Annotated in this window: 13 protein-coding genes; 4 read left to right on the top strand and 9 right to left on the bottom strand. The window is 64.8% G+C overall.

Annotated elements, in window-relative coordinates:
- Positions 1-187 precede the first annotated feature (187 nt).
- Together VWP12_RS10130 and pyrF are read left to right on the top strand one after the other, a co-directional pair.
- Positions 188-484 carry an integration host factor subunit beta gene (locus tag VWP12_RS10130; protein WP_125197917.1) on the top strand — a complete coding sequence of 99 codons (297 nt, stop codon included), beginning with the start codon at positions 188-190 and terminating at the stop codon, positions 482-484.
- A 2-nt stretch (positions 485-486) separates the two neighbouring features.
- Positions 487-1,191 (top strand): orotidine-5'-phosphate decarboxylase, encoded by a 705-nt coding sequence (gene pyrF / locus VWP12_RS10125; RefSeq protein WP_410474016.1) that lies wholly within the window; start codon positions 487-489, stop codon positions 1,189-1,191.
- A 103-nt stretch (positions 1,192-1,294) separates the two neighbouring features.
- On the opposite strand, the gene mltF is transcribed toward pyrF, so the two are convergent.
- From mltF to VWP12_RS10080, 9 genes are all read right to left on the bottom strand, one after another.
- Positions 1,295-2,758: a membrane-bound lytic murein transglycosylase MltF gene (gene mltF / locus VWP12_RS10120; RefSeq protein ID WP_410474015.1), complete on the bottom strand. Its 1,464-nt coding sequence runs from the start codon at positions 2,756-2,758 to the stop codon at positions 1,295-1,297.
- A 2-nt stretch (positions 2,759-2,760) separates the two neighbouring features.
- On the bottom strand, positions 2,761-3,504 hold the full coding sequence (ubiE, locus tag VWP12_RS10115; protein ID WP_410474014.1) for a bifunctional demethylmenaquinone methyltransferase/2-methoxy-6-polyprenyl-1,4-benzoquinol methylase UbiE: 744 nt from the start codon (positions 3,502-3,504) through the stop codon (positions 2,761-2,763).
- Positions 3,505-3,540: 36 nt separating this feature from the next.
- Positions 3,541-4,011 carry a gamma-butyrobetaine hydroxylase-like domain-containing protein gene (locus VWP12_RS10110; RefSeq protein WP_410474013.1) on the bottom strand — a complete coding sequence of 157 codons (471 nt, stop codon included), beginning with the start codon at positions 4,009-4,011 and terminating at the stop codon, positions 3,541-3,543.
- A 19-nt stretch (positions 4,012-4,030) separates the two neighbouring features.
- Positions 4,031-5,365 carry an ATP-dependent protease ATPase subunit HslU gene (hslU, locus tag VWP12_RS10105; RefSeq protein ID WP_125197921.1) on the bottom strand — a complete coding sequence of 445 codons (1,335 nt, stop codon included), beginning with the start codon at positions 5,363-5,365 and terminating at the stop codon, positions 4,031-4,033.
- Entirely contained in the window at positions 5,362-5,910 is a 549-nt protein-coding gene (hslV, locus tag VWP12_RS10100; RefSeq protein ID WP_125197922.1) for an ATP-dependent protease subunit HslV, read from the bottom strand. Before hslV ends, hslU begins: the two co-directional genes overlap by 4 nt.
- A gap of 81 nt (positions 5,911-5,991) precedes the next feature.
- On the bottom strand, positions 5,992-6,999 hold the full coding sequence (locus VWP12_RS10095; protein ID WP_410474012.1) for a tyrosine recombinase XerC: 1,008 nt from the start codon (positions 6,997-6,999) through the stop codon (positions 5,992-5,994).
- A gap of 6 nt (positions 7,000-7,005) precedes the next feature.
- The gene (locus VWP12_RS10090) at positions 7,006-7,707 is read right to left on the bottom strand and encodes a DUF484 family protein (RefSeq protein ID WP_410474011.1); all 702 of its coding nucleotides are present in this window, start codon (positions 7,705-7,707) and stop codon (positions 7,006-7,008) included.
- A 176-nt stretch (positions 7,708-7,883) separates the two neighbouring features.
- Positions 7,884-8,768, bottom strand: a complete 885-nt coding sequence (gene dapF, locus VWP12_RS10085) for a diaminopimelate epimerase (protein WP_410474010.1) — start codon at positions 8,766-8,768, stop codon at positions 7,884-7,886.
- Between the two features lie 176 nt (positions 8,769-8,944).
- The gene (locus VWP12_RS10080) at positions 8,945-11,035 is read right to left on the bottom strand and encodes a BCCT family transporter (protein ID WP_125197925.1); all 2,091 of its coding nucleotides are present in this window, start codon (positions 11,033-11,035) and stop codon (positions 8,945-8,947) included.
- A 247-nt stretch (positions 11,036-11,282) separates the two neighbouring features.
- On the opposite strand from VWP12_RS10080, the gene typA reads away from it, so the two are divergent.
- Positions 11,283-13,112 (top strand): translational GTPase TypA, encoded by a 1,830-nt coding sequence (typA, locus tag VWP12_RS10075; RefSeq protein ID WP_410474009.1) that lies wholly within the window; start codon positions 11,283-11,285, stop codon positions 13,110-13,112.
- Between the two features lie 81 nt (positions 13,113-13,193).
- Positions 13,194-14,549 (top strand): signal recognition particle protein, encoded by a 1,356-nt coding sequence (gene ffh / locus VWP12_RS10070; RefSeq protein ID WP_410474008.1) that lies wholly within the window; start codon positions 13,194-13,196, stop codon positions 14,547-14,549.
- The last annotated feature ends 55 nt before the right edge of the window (positions 14,550-14,604 follow it).

The following is a 14,604-nucleotide window of genomic DNA, read 5'->3' as shown; positions in this document are numbered from 1 at the left end:
TGTCCGAAAAACGCCATCCTTTGTGATGGCGTTTTTTATGGCTATCCCCGCCTGTCCGCCTCGGTGGTTGATCTTGGCCCCATTGGCGAGCGGGAAGCCACGAATTCCCTTGGAATCCCCCGGTTCACCGGGGAGTTCTGCCAAACCTTAGCTGTGCGCCCCACGTGGCGGCAACGGAGATTGACCGATGACTAAGTCGGAGCTGATCGAACGGCTGGCCGATCGCCAGCAGTACCTGCCAATGCGCGATATCGAGACCTCGGTACGCCTGATGCTCGACGAGATGATGGATGCGTTGAGCGCCGGCGACCGGATCGAGATCCGTGGTTTCGGTAGCTTCTCGCTCAACTATCGCCGCCCACGTCTGGGTCGCAATCCGAAGACCGGCGAGACCGTTTCGCTGGGGGCTAAGTACGTGCCGCACTTCAAGCCAGGCAAGGAATTGCGTGAGCGTGTCAATGCGGCCGTGAAGCAGGGGGACTGAGCTTGGCTCGCCATCGCTCCCAACCGCGTATCTACGTGGCGTTGGATGCCGCCGAAGAGGGGCGGGTCAGGGAATTGCTCTCCACGCTCGACCCGTCGCTCTGCGGGATCAAGATTGGCAAGGAAGCCTTCACGGCCCACGGGCCGCGGGCGGTGGAATGGGCGCGTCAGCGTGGATTTCCGGTTTTCCTGGATCTGAAATTCCACGACATCCCCAACACGGTGGCCCAGGCTTGTCGGGCCGCGGCCGACCTAGACGTCGCCCTGGTGAATGTTCACGCCAGCGGTGGCCGCCGGATGCTCGAGGCGGCTCGGGACGCAATCGGGGGTTCCGGAGACGCCCCGGCCCTGATAGCCGTGACGGTACTGACCTCGATGGAGGATTCCGATCTGGCGGAGGTTGGCGTGACTGATGGTGCCGAGGCTCAGGTTGGGCGCCTTGCCAGATTGGCCGCCGATGTCGGTCTCGACGGGGTGGTGTGTTCGGCTCGAGAAGCGGCCTCGATGCGTGCACTCTTTCCCGGCGAGACAGGATTGGTGGTCACCCCCGGGGTCCGCCCGGCAGGCAGTGCCCGCGACGACCAGCGCCGGGTGGTCACGCCCGCTGATGCGTTGGCAAACGGGGCGACCAGCCTCGTGATCGGTCGACCGATCACGGCGGCGGCAGACCCTGGCAGGGCGCTAGAGGCGATTGTCGCGGAGCTTTGATTCGGGGCTGATGCCAAAACGAGAAACGCCCGTGTCGCTTGGCGAGACGGGCGTTTTTCATGGTCGCTCGTTTTTTATCGCCATTGGAGGCGAAGACGAAGGTTTAGGGCCGTTCGGCGAGGAGATCCTTGCGGGTGGCCACCCAGATCATCAGGTCGTGGAAGGCACGAATGTTCTCGACATAGTTGACGGTTTCGTTGCCGTGGGCATAGCCATACCGCATGTCCCGGTAGATAGCGGGGTCGGAGAGCTGTGGCAGGCGCTCGCGCACGTCCGCCCACTGGGTGGGGTCGCCACCTTGTCGGCGTGTCAGTTCGAGGGCATCGCTGAGATGGCCGATGCCGACGTTGTAGGCGGCTAGCGCCAGGTAGGTGCGATCGGGTTCAATCGCCTTTTCGGGGACGAGTTCACGCAACTGCGCGATGTATTTCGCACCGCTCATGATATTCGTGGTGGGGTCGGTGGGATCGGTCAAGCCGAGATCCCGTGCCGTGGGCAGGACGATCTGCATGACCCCGTAGGCGCCCTGGTGTGACACGGCGCCCGGTTGCCATTTCGATTCCTGGTAGCCGACCGAGGCCAGCAGGCGCCAATCGATTTCGTAACGCTCTCCGGCTCGTCTAAAGGTGGCCAGGTAGGGGCGAGCATGCGTCTCCAAATCCTGCAGGAATCGTCTCGAGAGCGACTCGTCGAGTCGCTCGAACTGGGCGTAATGACGATCGACCAGCATCTTTAGTTGCTGGTCGCTGCGGGCTTCGGCGAAGAAACGGCGCGCTACCCGGTGCAATGACTCGTCCGCCTGTCGCGAGAACACCCACGCCAGAGCAACCGGTGGGCCGACGATCGGGCCGATGGCCACCTCGTCGGAGAGTTTGTGTGCCAACAGGGCGATATGCGACAGGGCCAACGCGTAGTCGATGTCGCCATGGCGGATACCCTCGAGTATCGCCAGCTTGTCCTGCGCCTCGACCACGTCGAGGCGGACGGTGTTGTCCTGTGCGATGACACGCTCGAGCCAGAAGCGACTCGCCGAGCCGGTCGGCAAGGTGATGGTCGCGCCGTCGATATCGGCAAGCCCCTTGGGAGCGGGCCGGTCAGTGGCGTGAATGAGCTTGCGACTGACCGTTAGGTACGGCGGCCCGAAACGGAAACGTTGCATACGTGCCGGGTCGACAGCCAGCCCTGCAGCGGCGAGATCGACCCGATTATCGGCCACGGCCTCGTAGGCGGCCTCGATGGTCGGCACCACCACGTACTCCACGTCAACGCCAAGGCGCTCGGCGAATCGCCCCGTCAGGTCGTATTCCAGCCCCTGTGGTCGGTAGCTGTCGGGGATGTAGAGGGTTGGTTCGATCAGGGTGGCGACGCGAAGAACGCCGCGATCACGCACCTGTTCAAGCTGCGGGCTGCGCTTAAAGGTGTCGGCGACGTCGATGGCGGCCAGTCGGGCCGGGCGATCGGCGGGCGTCCAGGTCTGGATCCACCAGGCCAACGGGGCGGCAAACAGGGCACCCACGCCGATCATCGGGATCAGCCAGCGGCCGATCCCGCGTTGCCGCGGGGGCATCGTCAAAACCTGAAGCCCACGTGGATGGCGACCACGCCGAAGGTGAGGTTATGCACGTCGACGTGATCGAAACCGTTATCGAGCATCATTCGCTCGAGCGTCTCTTGGTCGGGGTGCATGCGAATCGACTCGGCCAGGTATCGATAGCTGTCGGCGTCATTGGCCAGGAGCTTGCCCATCACCGGCAGGGCCGAGAACGAGTAGGCGTCGTAGACCCGCTCGACCAGCGGGCTGGTCGGCTTGGAGAACTCGAGGATCACCACCCGGCCGCCGGGCTTGACCACGCGTGCCATCTCGCCCAGTGCGCGGGCCTTGTCGGTGACGTTGCGCAGGCCGAAACCGATGGTCACGCAGTCGAAACGATTGCTTTCGAAGGGCAGGTCCTCGGCGTTGGCCAGGCTGTACTCGACGTTGTTGAAGATGCCCTGTTCGTCGAGCTTTTCGCGGCCGATCGAGAGCATGCTGGCGTTGATGTCTGAGAGCACCACCAGCCCGGTGTCGCCTACGATTCGCGCCATGCGCGCGGCGAGGTCCCCGGTGCCGGATGCCAGGTCGAGTGCCTGACCGCCGCGCCGGAGGCCCGTGTACTCGAGCGCGACGCGTTTCCAGATGCGGTGGATGCCCAGCGACATCGCATCGTTCATCAGGTCGTAGCGTCCGGCCACCGAGTCGAAGACCGAACCCACCAGCCGGGACTTTTCCTCGCGCGGGACTTCCCGGTAGCCAAAGTGCGTCTTCTCGGTCATGGTCGGTTCTCTCGTCAGGGATGCGGGGTCGACCGCTCAGTCGCGCGTCGATGACCCCGATGAATCGTTGGCCTGGGTTGCCGTGCTGGTTGCGGGGCTGCTTGGTGATAATACATCGTAAGGTGCGGCAGGTTCCGCACGCTCGGGATCGCGCTCGATGCCCGCAGCTGTAAGGCGCTCGAGGTAGTAGTTCCAGTGCTCGTCTCGACGGTCACCCAGTTCGCGCAGCAGCCCCCAGTCGTACAGGCCGCTGTCGTGCCCATCGTCGAACACGAGTTTGACCGCGTAACGACCCACCGGTTGCACGTCGAGGATCTTCACCCGCTCCTTGCCCAGCACCAGCATCATCTCGCCACCGCCGTGGCCGCGCACCTCGGCCGAGGGGCTGAACACTCGCAGGTACTCGGCGGACAGATCGAATGCCGCCCCGTCTGGGAAGACGAGACTCAGGGCACTGCGGTCCTTGGCCAGGCGAATCTGTCGCGGCGCGGGTGGGTTGGTTGCCATGCGATACCTCGACTTTTCCTTACAGGATGTAGCGGCTCAGGTCTTCGTCGCGGGCCAGTTCGCCCAGGCGTTCTTCGACGAACTCGGCATCGAGCGAGAGCGTCTTGTTCTCGCCGCTCGCCTCGAAGCTCAGTTCCTCGAGCAGGTGTTCCATCACCGTGTGCAAACGGCGGGCCCCGATGTTCTCGGTTCGGTGGTTCACCTCGTAGGCGATCTCGGCAATGCGGCGGATGGCATCGTCGCTGAACTCGATGGTTAACCCGTCTGCGGCCAGCAGGGCCGTGTGCTGGCGCGTGAGCGCGGCATCCGGCTCGGTGAGGATGCGCACGAAGTCATCGCTGGAGAGCGCCTCGAGCTCGACCCGGATCGGCAGGCGGCCTTGCAGCTCGGGGATCAGGTCCGAGGGGCTCGCCACGTGGAAGGCCCCCGAGGCGATGAACAGGATGTGATCGGTTCGCACCATGCCCACCTTGGTGTTGACGGTCGAGCCCTCGATCAGCGGCAGCATGTCGCGCTGCACGCCTTCGCGGGAGACCTCGCCACCGCCGTGCTCGGCGCGCTTGGCGACCTTGTCGATCTCGTCGATGAAGACGATGCCGTTCTGCTCGACGCGGTCGGCGGCCTCGGCGCGGATCTCTTCCTCGTTGACGAGGTTCGCGGCCTCCTCGTCGGTCAGCGCGGCGAGCGCCTCGGCCACGGTCATGCGACGCGTCTGGGTCTTGTCCTGGCTCATGTTCTGGAACACCGAGCGCAGCTGGCTGGCCATCTCCTCCATGCCCGGCGGGGTCATCACGTCGATGCCGGCCGGGGCCTGGCGCAGCTCGATCTCCACCTCGCGGTCGTCCATCTCGCCCCGGCGGATCTTGTCGCGAAACTTCTCGCGGGTGTTGCGGTAGGCCTCCTGGCCATGGCTGTCGTCGTTCTGCCACGGGTCGCGCGGGGCAGGCAGCAGGGCATCGAGCACGCGGTCCTCGGCGGCGACCTTGGCCCGGTCGCGCACCTCGACCATGGCCTCCTGGCGCACCATCTTCAGGGCGTATTCGGCCAGATCGCGGATCATCGATTCGACGTCGCGGCCGACATAGCCCACCTCGGTGAACTTGGTCGCCTCGATCTTGAGGAACGGCGCATTGGCCAGCTTGGCCAGCCGGCGGGCGATCTCGGTCTTGCCCACGCCGGTCGGGCCGATCATCAGGATGTTCTTGGGCGTGATCTCGCTCTTTAGGGGCTCGTCGACCTGTTGGCGACGCCAGCGGTTGCGCAGGGCGATGGCCACCGCCTTCTTGGCGGCATGTTGGCCGACGATATGCTTGTCGAGTTCCGAGACGATCTGTGCGGGTGTCAGGTTCATCAGTCGAGTTCTTCGATGGTGAGCTTGTGATTGGTGTAGATGCAGATGTCGCCGGCAATGTGCAGGGCGGTTTCCACCGTCTCGCGGGCCGGGAGGTCCGAATGACGCATCAGCGCGGTGGCGGCCGACTGGGCATAGGCGCCCCCCGAGCCGATGGCGATCAGCGCGTCCTCCGGCTCGATCACGTCGCCGTTACCGCTGATGGTGAGCATCGCGTTGCGATCGGCGACCACCAGCATTGCCTCGAGCCGGCGCATCATCCGGTCGGTGCGCCAGTCCTTGGCCAGCTCCACGGCCGAGCGCAGCAGGTTGCCGCTGTACTTTTCCAGCTTGGCCTCGAAGCGCTCGAACAGCGTGAAGGCATCGGCGGTCGCGCCGGCAAACCCGGCGAGCACCTTGCCGTCGTACAGGGTGCGCACCTTGCGCGCGTTACCCTTGACTACGGTGTGGCCGAGCGTGACCTGGCCGTCGCCGCCGATGACGGTCTGGCCGTTTTTGCGCAGGCAGAGGATGGTGGTGCCGTAAAGGGTTTCTTCGTGGTGAGCCATGGAAACGATCGGGTCCGGTTGATTGGGTGGGCCGAAGAGGGCGATCTGAAGGGAAGACAGTGTAGGCGATGGATGGGCTTTTCAACCCGGCTTGTCGTCGCCCTGGGTGCCGTTCCCGGTTTTGTCCCGGCCGTGGCGCATGGCGCGAGGATGCGCGCGTTCGTAGACGCCCATCAGGTGCTGGAAATCGAGGTGGGTATAGATCTGGGTGGTCGAGAGGCTCTCGTGCCCCAGCATTTCCTGGACGGCGCGCAGGTCGCCCGAGGATTCGAGCACGTGCGTGGCAAAGGCATGCCGCAATTGGTGAGGGTGCAGTGGGGCGTCAAGCCCGGCCTGGCGAGAGGCGCGGTTGAGACGCAACTGCACCGAGCGGGCCGACAGGCGCCGGCCACGATCGCTGATGAACACGGCCGCGGTGCCGGTCCGATCCCATTCGCGGCGCGCAGTCAGCCAGTCCTGCATCGCGGCGCGGGCCTGACGACCCACCGGAACGATGCGGGTCTTGTCGCGTTTGCCGGTCACGCGTGCCTGCCCGGCGGCCAGGTCGAGATCGGTCAGGTCGAGGCCGACCGCCTCGGCCAGTCGCAGGCCGCTGCCGTAGAGCCATTCGAACAGGCAGCGATCCCGCAAGGCGCGGATTTCCGCGGCACGGCGTTGTCCCGGGGTCTTCTGCGCCTGCTCCGTGGGGATGCTTGCAGACGCGCTCGGGTCGTCGAGTAAGCGGGCCAGCGTCTCGATATCCGGGGTGTCGGGGAGGCGTTTGGGCGCTTTCGGCGCCTTGAGCAACAGCGGGTCGGCCGGGCAATCAAGGCCAAGGCGTTGCCAGAAGCCCATCAGGCGCTTGATCGCGCTGACATGGCGGGCGATTGAGCGGGGTGACTGGCCGGCACGGGCGAGCTCGGCGAGAAAGCGGCGCAGCGACCGATCGTCGATCGTGGCGCACGATTCGATGCCCTGGGCGCGGAGATGGTCGGCCAGTCGCGACCACGAGGCCTGGTAGGCCTTGCGGGTGAGCGGGTTGAGTCGGTGATCGGCGGCCAGTGCCTCGGTCGCCCGGTCGAAGGCCGTTTTCAGCGGGGCGGCGGGCACGATCGATCAGTAGCGGTCGTTGTCGCTCGCGGCCTGCCCGAGAAACGCGCCTGCGAGCTCGCCGATCTGCTCGAGAAAATGCGTGCCCTGGGCGGGGTTGAAGCCGTCCGGCAGGCGGCGCCCCAGGCCGACGATGTAGCGGGCGGGGCCGGAGGCCTTCGAGGGAATGGCGATCAGAGCGGCCGAGCCGGTTTGCGGCAGCGTGTCACCGAACAGGCTCTCACGCACCGTGTCATGCGGGCGGCCGCAGAACGGGGTGGGGTTGTCCAGCCAGCCGGCCAGCAGCTTGCGGGTCTCGCCGTCGAGATCGGCCAGCGGCACGACGCGACACGTGTCGATGTCGAAGTCGGCCTGGATCTGTTTTTCCAGCGTGGCCGGGGAACGATCCGTGGCGTTCAGCAGCCCCTCGCAGAAGCGGTGCAACAGGCGATCGGCCTCGGCGTTGTCGGCGGCCACTTGGTGGAGCTGATCCAGGGCATGACGATTATGAAGTGCCTGGCCGCGCCAGCGTCGCAGTTGCCAGTGGTGCAGGGAGACAACCGGCTGTGGCGGGCCGGGCAGTTCGATGTGATCGAGAATTTCCGGGTGCTCGAGGAACAGGTCCGGGTGGGTGCGCAGGTAGGCGAGCACCGTCTCGGCGCTCGGTGTCTGCTGGTTGTCGACCTCGGCGTCCGTGTCGGCAAGTTCGAAGGCCACGTTCTCGCTCATGCGTAATCCCTTGATGGTTATTGGCAGCAGGCGCCTCTTCGGGCGCTTGGGTAGATCTGCGCGAATCCGATGCCACTTAGGCGGGGCCCCGCAGAACGGAGTCGAATTCGCGCAGACCTTTCAAGCGTCTACCTTACCCCCGCGTGCCGGGCTCGGCAATGCGGTGGCGACGGTCGTCATTCGGTGGAGTCGATCGCGACCTCGCCGTCGAAGACGAAGGTAGCCGGCCCGGTCATGAACAGCGAGTCGTCCTCGCGGCCGGACCACTCGATCGATAACGCCCCACCACGCAAGTCGACCCGGCAGGGCGAGTGCAGTCGCCCGGCACGAATGCCGGCGGCGACGGCTGCGCAGGCACCGGTGCCACAGGCCAGGGTCTCGCCGGCCCCCCGCTCGAACACCCGTAGGGCGATGTGATCGGGGCGATGTTGCTGGACAAAGCCGACATTCACCCGTCGGGGGAAGGCCGGGTGTGATTCGAGTGCCGTGCCCACGGCCTCGACCGGGAAGCTCTCGAGATCCTTGACCTGGAGGACCGCGTGCGGGTTGCCCATCGAGACCGCCTCCAGCGTGACTCGGTCGAGACCGCCGGGTTGCCCGCTGAGCATCAGGGTGTAGGGCGATTCGCTTGCCGTGATCGGCGGCTTGAAGGGAATCGCCTCAGGGGCGAATCGAGGCCTACCCATGTCGACCCGGACGCGGTCATCGTCGGTCAGGTGCAACACGATCGGCCCGCCGGCGGTTTCGACGCGAATCTCGCGCCGATCGGTCAGCCCACGTTCGGCCACAAAGCGTGCGAAGCAGCGCGCGCCATTGCCGCACTGTTCCACCTCGCCGCCATCGGCGTTGAAGATACGGTAGCGAAAATCGGCCTTCGTGCCGCTCGGCGGCTCGATCAAAAGCAACTGATCGAAGCCGATGCCGAAATGGCGATCGGCCCAGCCTTGAACGCGCGTTGGGGTCAGCCACTCGGCGACCGGCAAGCGGCGACTGACGGCATCGACCACCATGAAATCGTTGCCCAGTCCGTGCATCTTGGTGAAAGCCAGCCGTTGGGCCATGAAATGCCTCGTCGTGATCAGGGGTGGAGCTTGCTCCAATTCTATCATTCGGCGCCACCGAGCGGAGGGTGTGGCCGGGTGACGTCGAGAGGTCTTGCCGACCGGTGGGCACGAAAAAACCCGCCACTCTCGTGACGGGTTGGTGGGTCGGTCCGACCGTCGTCCCGGCGGGGCGATCAGCTGTCGGTGGTCGGCCCGGCCTTGCCGTTACCCAGCTGACGAATCCGCTGGGTGTGGAGGTCATCGTCATGCTCTTCCATCTTCCACGGCAGGATGGCCGGGGAGGTGTGCAGGAAGTGCATGTACTTCTCGAACTGGTCGAGGATGTCGCTGATGACCGTCTCGCGGTCGTAGCCGTAGATGTTGTAGGAACGGCCACCACGGCGCAGGTAGACCTCGGCGCGGTAGTAGTGGCTGTCGCCATCGAGCGAGCGGTCCTGTTCCGGGAAGGCGAAGCCCGGCTTGGCGTAGCCGCGCAGGCGCACTTCATAGATGAATGCCATGGTGTCCGTCTTGGTGACGCTCAGGTGGGCACGGCAGCGCTCCTCGTCGAAGTCGGTCTCGACCGGCCAACCCTGCCCGTTGAGTTCCTCGCTCACCTGGGCCATTGCCTCGACCACGTCGTTCTGGATGAACGCGGCGACCGGCTCGCGCTTCGGGAAGCTGACCATGTTGGTCACCCGCTTGCGCCAGTTGTCGACCCCGCCGAGGCTGCCGTGGCGACCGGCATTCATGTGGTGCTGCAGGCTCACCTCGCGATGCCCCTCGATCTGCAACGCGCGCCACATGCCCACCGCGGCGATCAGCATGATGATCGCGAACGGCAGGGCGGCGGTGATCGAGGCCGTCTGCAGGGCGCCCAGGCCGCCGGCGAGGAGCAGCACCGAGGCGACCACGCCCTCCAGCACGGCCCAGAAGACCCGCTGGAGTGCCGGGGTCTGGATCGCGCCACCCGAGGCCAGCGAATCAATGACCAGCGAGCCGGAGTCCGAAGAGGTCACGAAGAAGGTGATGATCAGCACGATCGTCAGGAAGGAGATGATCGGCGTGAGCGGCAGCATCTCGAACAATTTGAACAGGGCGATCGCCTTGTCCGTCTGCACCTGGCCGATCAGGGCATCGGCCCCCTCGTGCATGATCGCGTTGAGCGCGGTATCGCCGAACACGGTGAACCAGAAGAAGGTGAAAATCGTCGGCACGAACATCACGCCCAGCACGAACTGGCGGATGGTCCGCCCACGGCTGATCTTCGCGATGAACAGCCCGACGAACGGTGCCCAGGCGATGGTCCAGCCGAAGATGAACAGCGTCCAGTTGCCGATCCAGTCGCTCGACTCGTAGGCCTGCAGGCTGAAGGTGCGCTCGACGATATTCGAGAGGTAAAAACCGGTGTTCTCGACGAAGGCTTCGAGCAGGAAGACGGTCGGCCCCATCAGGAACACGAACAGCACCAGCGCGATCGCCATGATCATGTTCAGCTGCGACAGGCGCTTGATCCCCTTGTCCATGCCGGCGACCACCGAGACGGTAGCCGCGGCGGTAATCACGGCGATCGCGATGATCTGCACGGTGGTGTTCACCGGAATGTTCGGCCACAGGTAGTTCAGGCCGGCGTTGATCTGTGCAACCGACAGGCCCAGCGTGGTGGCGATGCCGAACATGGTGCCGAGGATGGCGAAGACGTCCACGGTGTGGCCGATCGGGCCGTGGATGCGTTCGCCGATCAGCGGGTAGAGCGCCGAGCGCATCGACAGCGGCAGACCGTGGCGGAAGGCAAAGTAGGCCAGCACCAGGCCGACCAGGCCGTAGATCGCCCAGATGTGAAAGCCCCAGTGGAAGAACGAGATCTGTAACGCCTGCTTGGCCGCATCGATGGTCTCGGCCGAGCCGTTGGGTGGGCTGGCGAAGTGGAGCACCGGCTCGGCCACGCCGAAGAACAGCAGCGCAATGCCGTAGCCGGCCGAGAACAGCATGGCGAACCACGCCGGGAAGCTGTATTCCGGCTCGGAGTGGTCCGGGCCGAGCTTGATCCGCCCCCAGGGCGAGATGGCCACCGCGATGAAGAAGATCAGGAAGATCGCCACGGCCAGCATGTAGAACCAACCGAAATCGTTGGTGATCCATTCCAGGACCTTGGCAAAGACATCCCCGGCGCGATCGGGGTTGATCACGGTGCCAATGACCAGCAGTGCGATGACGATCACCGCGGGCAGAAAGACCGGCATCAGCAGCGTCGTGCGTTTGCCGATAGTGGGGGTGGTGCTCATGGAGGGCTCCCTGCGTTCTCGTTCGTTCTGATTAAATGGTGTCGCGGAATGCCCGAGTTGGGGACTCGGCGACCAGGACCCCGTAGGTATATCACCTAGAGCGTGTTTTTGCTGATCTTCACGGCCATGCCCCGTTTGTTCGGGTCATGTTGGCGGGGTTGTTGCCTACTTTTGGTTTTCCGCCTCGGTTGGTTTGGCTTTTGTGTTTATACTGCGCGCCTTATTTCAATCCCTTGGACCGTTTTTTGTGATCGCCAATCTCCGTAATATCGCCATTATCGCCCACGTTGACCACGGCAAGACCACCCTGGTCGACCGTTTGCTGCAGCAATCCGGCACCCTCGATGCCCGCACCGACCACGGTGAACGGGTCATGGACTCCAACCAGATCGAGAAGGAGCGGGGCATCACGATCCTGGCCAAGAACACCGCGATCAAGTGGCAGTCTCCCGAGGGTGAGGATTGGCGTATCAACATCGTCGACACCCCGGGGCACGCCGATTTCGGCGGCGAGGTCGAGCGGGTCATGTCGATGGTCGACTCCGTGCTGCTGCTGGTCGACGCGGTCGACGGCCCGATGCCGCAGACGCGCTTCGTGACCCAGAAGGCCTTCGAGCACGGCCTCAAGCCTATCGTGGTGATCAACAAGATCGATCGCCCGGGCGCACGTCCGGACTGGGTCATCAACGAGGTCTTCGACCTGTTCGATCGTCTGGGTGCCAGCGACGACCAACTCGATTTCCCGATTGTTTACGCCTCGGCGCTCAACGGCTATGCCGGTCTGAACGATGACGTCCGCGAGGGCGACATGACCCCGCTGTTCGAAACGATCACCAAGCGCGTGCCGGCCCCGGACGTCGATCCGGACGGCCCGTTCCAGATGCAGGTCTCCAGCCTCGACTACAACTCCTACGTCGGCGTGATCGGCGTCGGCCGGATCAAGCGCGGCCGGGTCAAGACCAACACCCAGGTCAAGATCGTTGGGCGCGAGGGCGAGGTCCGCAGTGGCCGCATCCTGCAGATCATGGGCTTCCACGGCCTCGACCGTGTCGAGGTCGACACAGCCCAGGCTGGTGACATCATCGCCTTCTCCGGCGTCGACCCGCTCTACATCTCCGACACGCTCTGCGATCCGGAAAACGTCGAGGCACTGCCGGCGCTCACCGTCGACGAGCCGACGGTCTCCATGACCTTCCAGGTCAACACCTCGCCGTTTGCCGGCCGTGAGGGCAAGTTCCTCACCAGTCGCCAGATCCGCGAACGTCTCGAGCGCGAGCTGGTGCACAACGTGGCACTGCGCGTCGAGCAGGGCGACGATCCGGACAAGTTCCGTGTTTCCGGTCGCGGCGAGCTGCACCTGTCGGTGCTGATCGAGAACATGCGCCGCGAGGGCTACGAGCTGGGCGTCTCTCGTCCCGAGGTCATCGTCCGCGAGGTCGATGGCGAGAAGCAGGAGCCCTACGAGCAGCTGGTCGTCGACATCGAGGAGCAGCACCAGGGCGGCGTCATGGAAAAGCTCGGCCTGCGCCGTGGCGAGATGCGCAACATGGAACCCGATGGCCAGGGCCGCGTGCGTCTGGAGTTCATCATCCCGTCGCGCGGCCTGATCGGGTTCCGTACCGAGTTCCTGACCGCCACGCAGGGTAGTGGCTTGCTGTTCTCGGTCTTCGATCACTACGGTCCGTATCAGCCGGGCATGGTCGGTCAGCGCAACAACGGTGTGTTGATTGCCTCCGACACCGGCAAGGCACTGGCCTATGCCCTGTACAACCTGCAGGATCGCGGTCGCCTGATGATCGGTCACAGTGACGAGGTCTACGAGGGTCAGGTAGTCGGCATCCACGCCCGCGACAACGACCTGACCGTCAACGTCCTTAAGGGCAAGAAGCTGACCAACGTCCGTGCCGCCGGTACCGACGAGGCGCTCACCCTGACCCCGCCGATCCGTTACACGCTTGAGCAGGCGCTGGAATTCATCGACGATGACGAACTGGTCGAGGTGACCCCCGAGTCGATCCGGATCCGCAAGAAGTACCTGACCGAGAACGAGCGCAAGCGCGCCAGCCGGGGTTCCTGATCTCGATTCGGTTGCGGGAGCCGGCCGGCTCCACGGTGCGCCGCATTGAGCCGGAGTGCACCGCAGTGAGAGAGGCAAGCGATGTTTGACAACCTTTCCAAGCGACTCGGTGGGCTGCTCGATGGTCTGAAGGGCCAGGGGCGCCTGACCGAGGACAACATCAAGGATGCCCTGCGCGAGGTGCGCATGGCGCTGCTGGAGGCCGACGTCGCCCTGCCGGTGGTGCGCGAGTTCATCAAGGACGTGCGCGAGCGCGCTGTCGGCGCCGAGGTGGCCAAGAGCCTCCAGCCGGGGCAGGTGTTCGTCAAGATCGTCAACGACGAGCTGACTCGCCTGATGGGCTCGGAGAACGCCGAGCTCGACCTGGCCGCGCGTCCGCCGGCGGTGATCCTGATGGCCGGCCTGCAGGGCGCGGGCAAGACCACCACGGCGGGTAAGCTCGGCCGCTGGCTCAAGAACAACCAGAAGAAAAAGGTGCTGGTCGTCTCGGCGGACGTGTATCGCCCGGCGGCGATCGACCAGCTCGAGACGGTGGCCAAGCAGGTCGGCGTCGACTTCTTCCCCTCGACCAGCGACCAGGATCCGGTCGAGATCGCCAAGGCCGCCCGCAAGGAGGCCGAGCTCAAGTTCTACGACGTGCTGATCGTCGACACCGCCGGTCGCCTGCACGTCGACGAGGAGATGATGGGCGAGGTCGCCCGTATCCACGGCGCGGTCGACCCGATCGAGACGCTGTTCGTTGTCGACTCGATGACCGGCCAGGACGCCGCCAACACCGCGCAAGCCTTCCACGAGCAGTTGCCGTTGACCGGCGTGATCCTGACCAAGGCCGACGGTGATGCGCGGGGCGGGGCGGCGCTGTCGGTGCGTCACGTCACCGGCAAGCCGATCAAGTTCCTTGGCGTGGGCGAGAAGCTCGATGCGCTCGAGCCATTTCACCCGGATCGGATCGCCTCGCGCATCCTTGGCATGGGCGACGTCGTCTCGTTGGTCGAGCAGGCGCAGGAAACGGTCGATGCCGACAAGGCAAAGGCACTGGCCGACAAGGTGCGTTCGGGCAAGGGCTTCACGCTCGAGGATATGCGCGACCAGTTCAACCAGATGCTCAAGATGGGCGGCATGGGTGGGCTGATGGACAAGCTGCCCGGCATGGGCAAGCTCGGTGCCGATGCGCAGAAGCACATCGACGACAAGGACATCAAGCGCATGATCGCGATCATCGAGTCGATGACGCCAGGCGAGCGTCAGCGGCCCGACATCATCAAGGGCTCGCGCAAGCGCCGGATCGCGAATGGTTCGGGCATGCAGGTCCAGGACGTCAATCGTCTGCTCAAGCAGTACCGCGACATGCGCGACATGATGAAGAAGCTTTCCGGCGGCGGCATGAAGAAGATGATGCGCTCCATGAAGGGGCGCATGCCGGGCTTGCCGTTCTGACAGCGGGTGTTGGAACCGAGCGGTGCGCTTTGGGCGTGCGTTCGGCTCCGGTATA

The sequence above is a fragment of the Guyparkeria sp. TX1 genome, from assembly GCF_046523965.1.
In the GTDB taxonomy this organism is placed as follows: domain Bacteria; phylum Pseudomonadota; class Gammaproteobacteria; order Halothiobacillales; family Halothiobacillaceae; genus Guyparkeria.
Note: the sequence above shows the minus strand (reverse complement) of the source record. Positions and strands in the feature narration are given on the sequence as shown.

What these genes read in the sequence shown, in the direction of transcription:
- ffh (WP_410474008.1), top strand. Translation starts at nt 13,194, where the DNA reads ATGTTTGACAACCTTTCCAAGCGACTCGGTGGGCTGCTCGATGGTCTG.
- VWP12_RS10080 (WP_125197925.1), bottom strand. Translation starts at nt 11,035, where the DNA reads ATGAGCACCACCCCCACTATCGGCAAACGCACGACGCTGCTGATGCCG.
- VWP12_RS10110 (WP_410474013.1), bottom strand. Translation starts at nt 4,011, where the DNA reads ATGGCAACCAACCCACCCGCGCCGCGACAGATTCGCCTGGCCAAGGAC.
- VWP12_RS10090 (WP_410474011.1), bottom strand. Translation starts at nt 7,707, where the DNA reads ATGAGCGAGAACGTGGCCTTCGAACTTGCCGACACGGACGCCGAGGTC.
- VWP12_RS10130 (WP_125197917.1), top strand. Translation starts at nt 188, where the DNA reads ATGACTAAGTCGGAGCTGATCGAACGGCTGGCCGATCGCCAGCAGTAC.
- hslV (WP_125197922.1), bottom strand. Translation starts at nt 5,910, where the DNA reads ATGGCTCACCACGAAGAAACCCTTTACGGCACCACCATCCTCTGCCTG.
- dapF (WP_410474010.1), bottom strand. Translation starts at nt 8,768, where the DNA reads ATGGCCCAACGGCTGGCTTTCACCAAGATGCACGGACTGGGCAACGAT.
- mltF (WP_410474015.1), bottom strand. Translation starts at nt 2,758, where the DNA reads ATGCCCCCGCGGCAACGCGGGATCGGCCGCTGGCTGATCCCGATGATC.
- ubiE (WP_410474014.1), bottom strand. Translation starts at nt 3,504, where the DNA reads ATGACCGAGAAGACGCACTTTGGCTACCGGGAAGTCCCGCGCGAGGAA.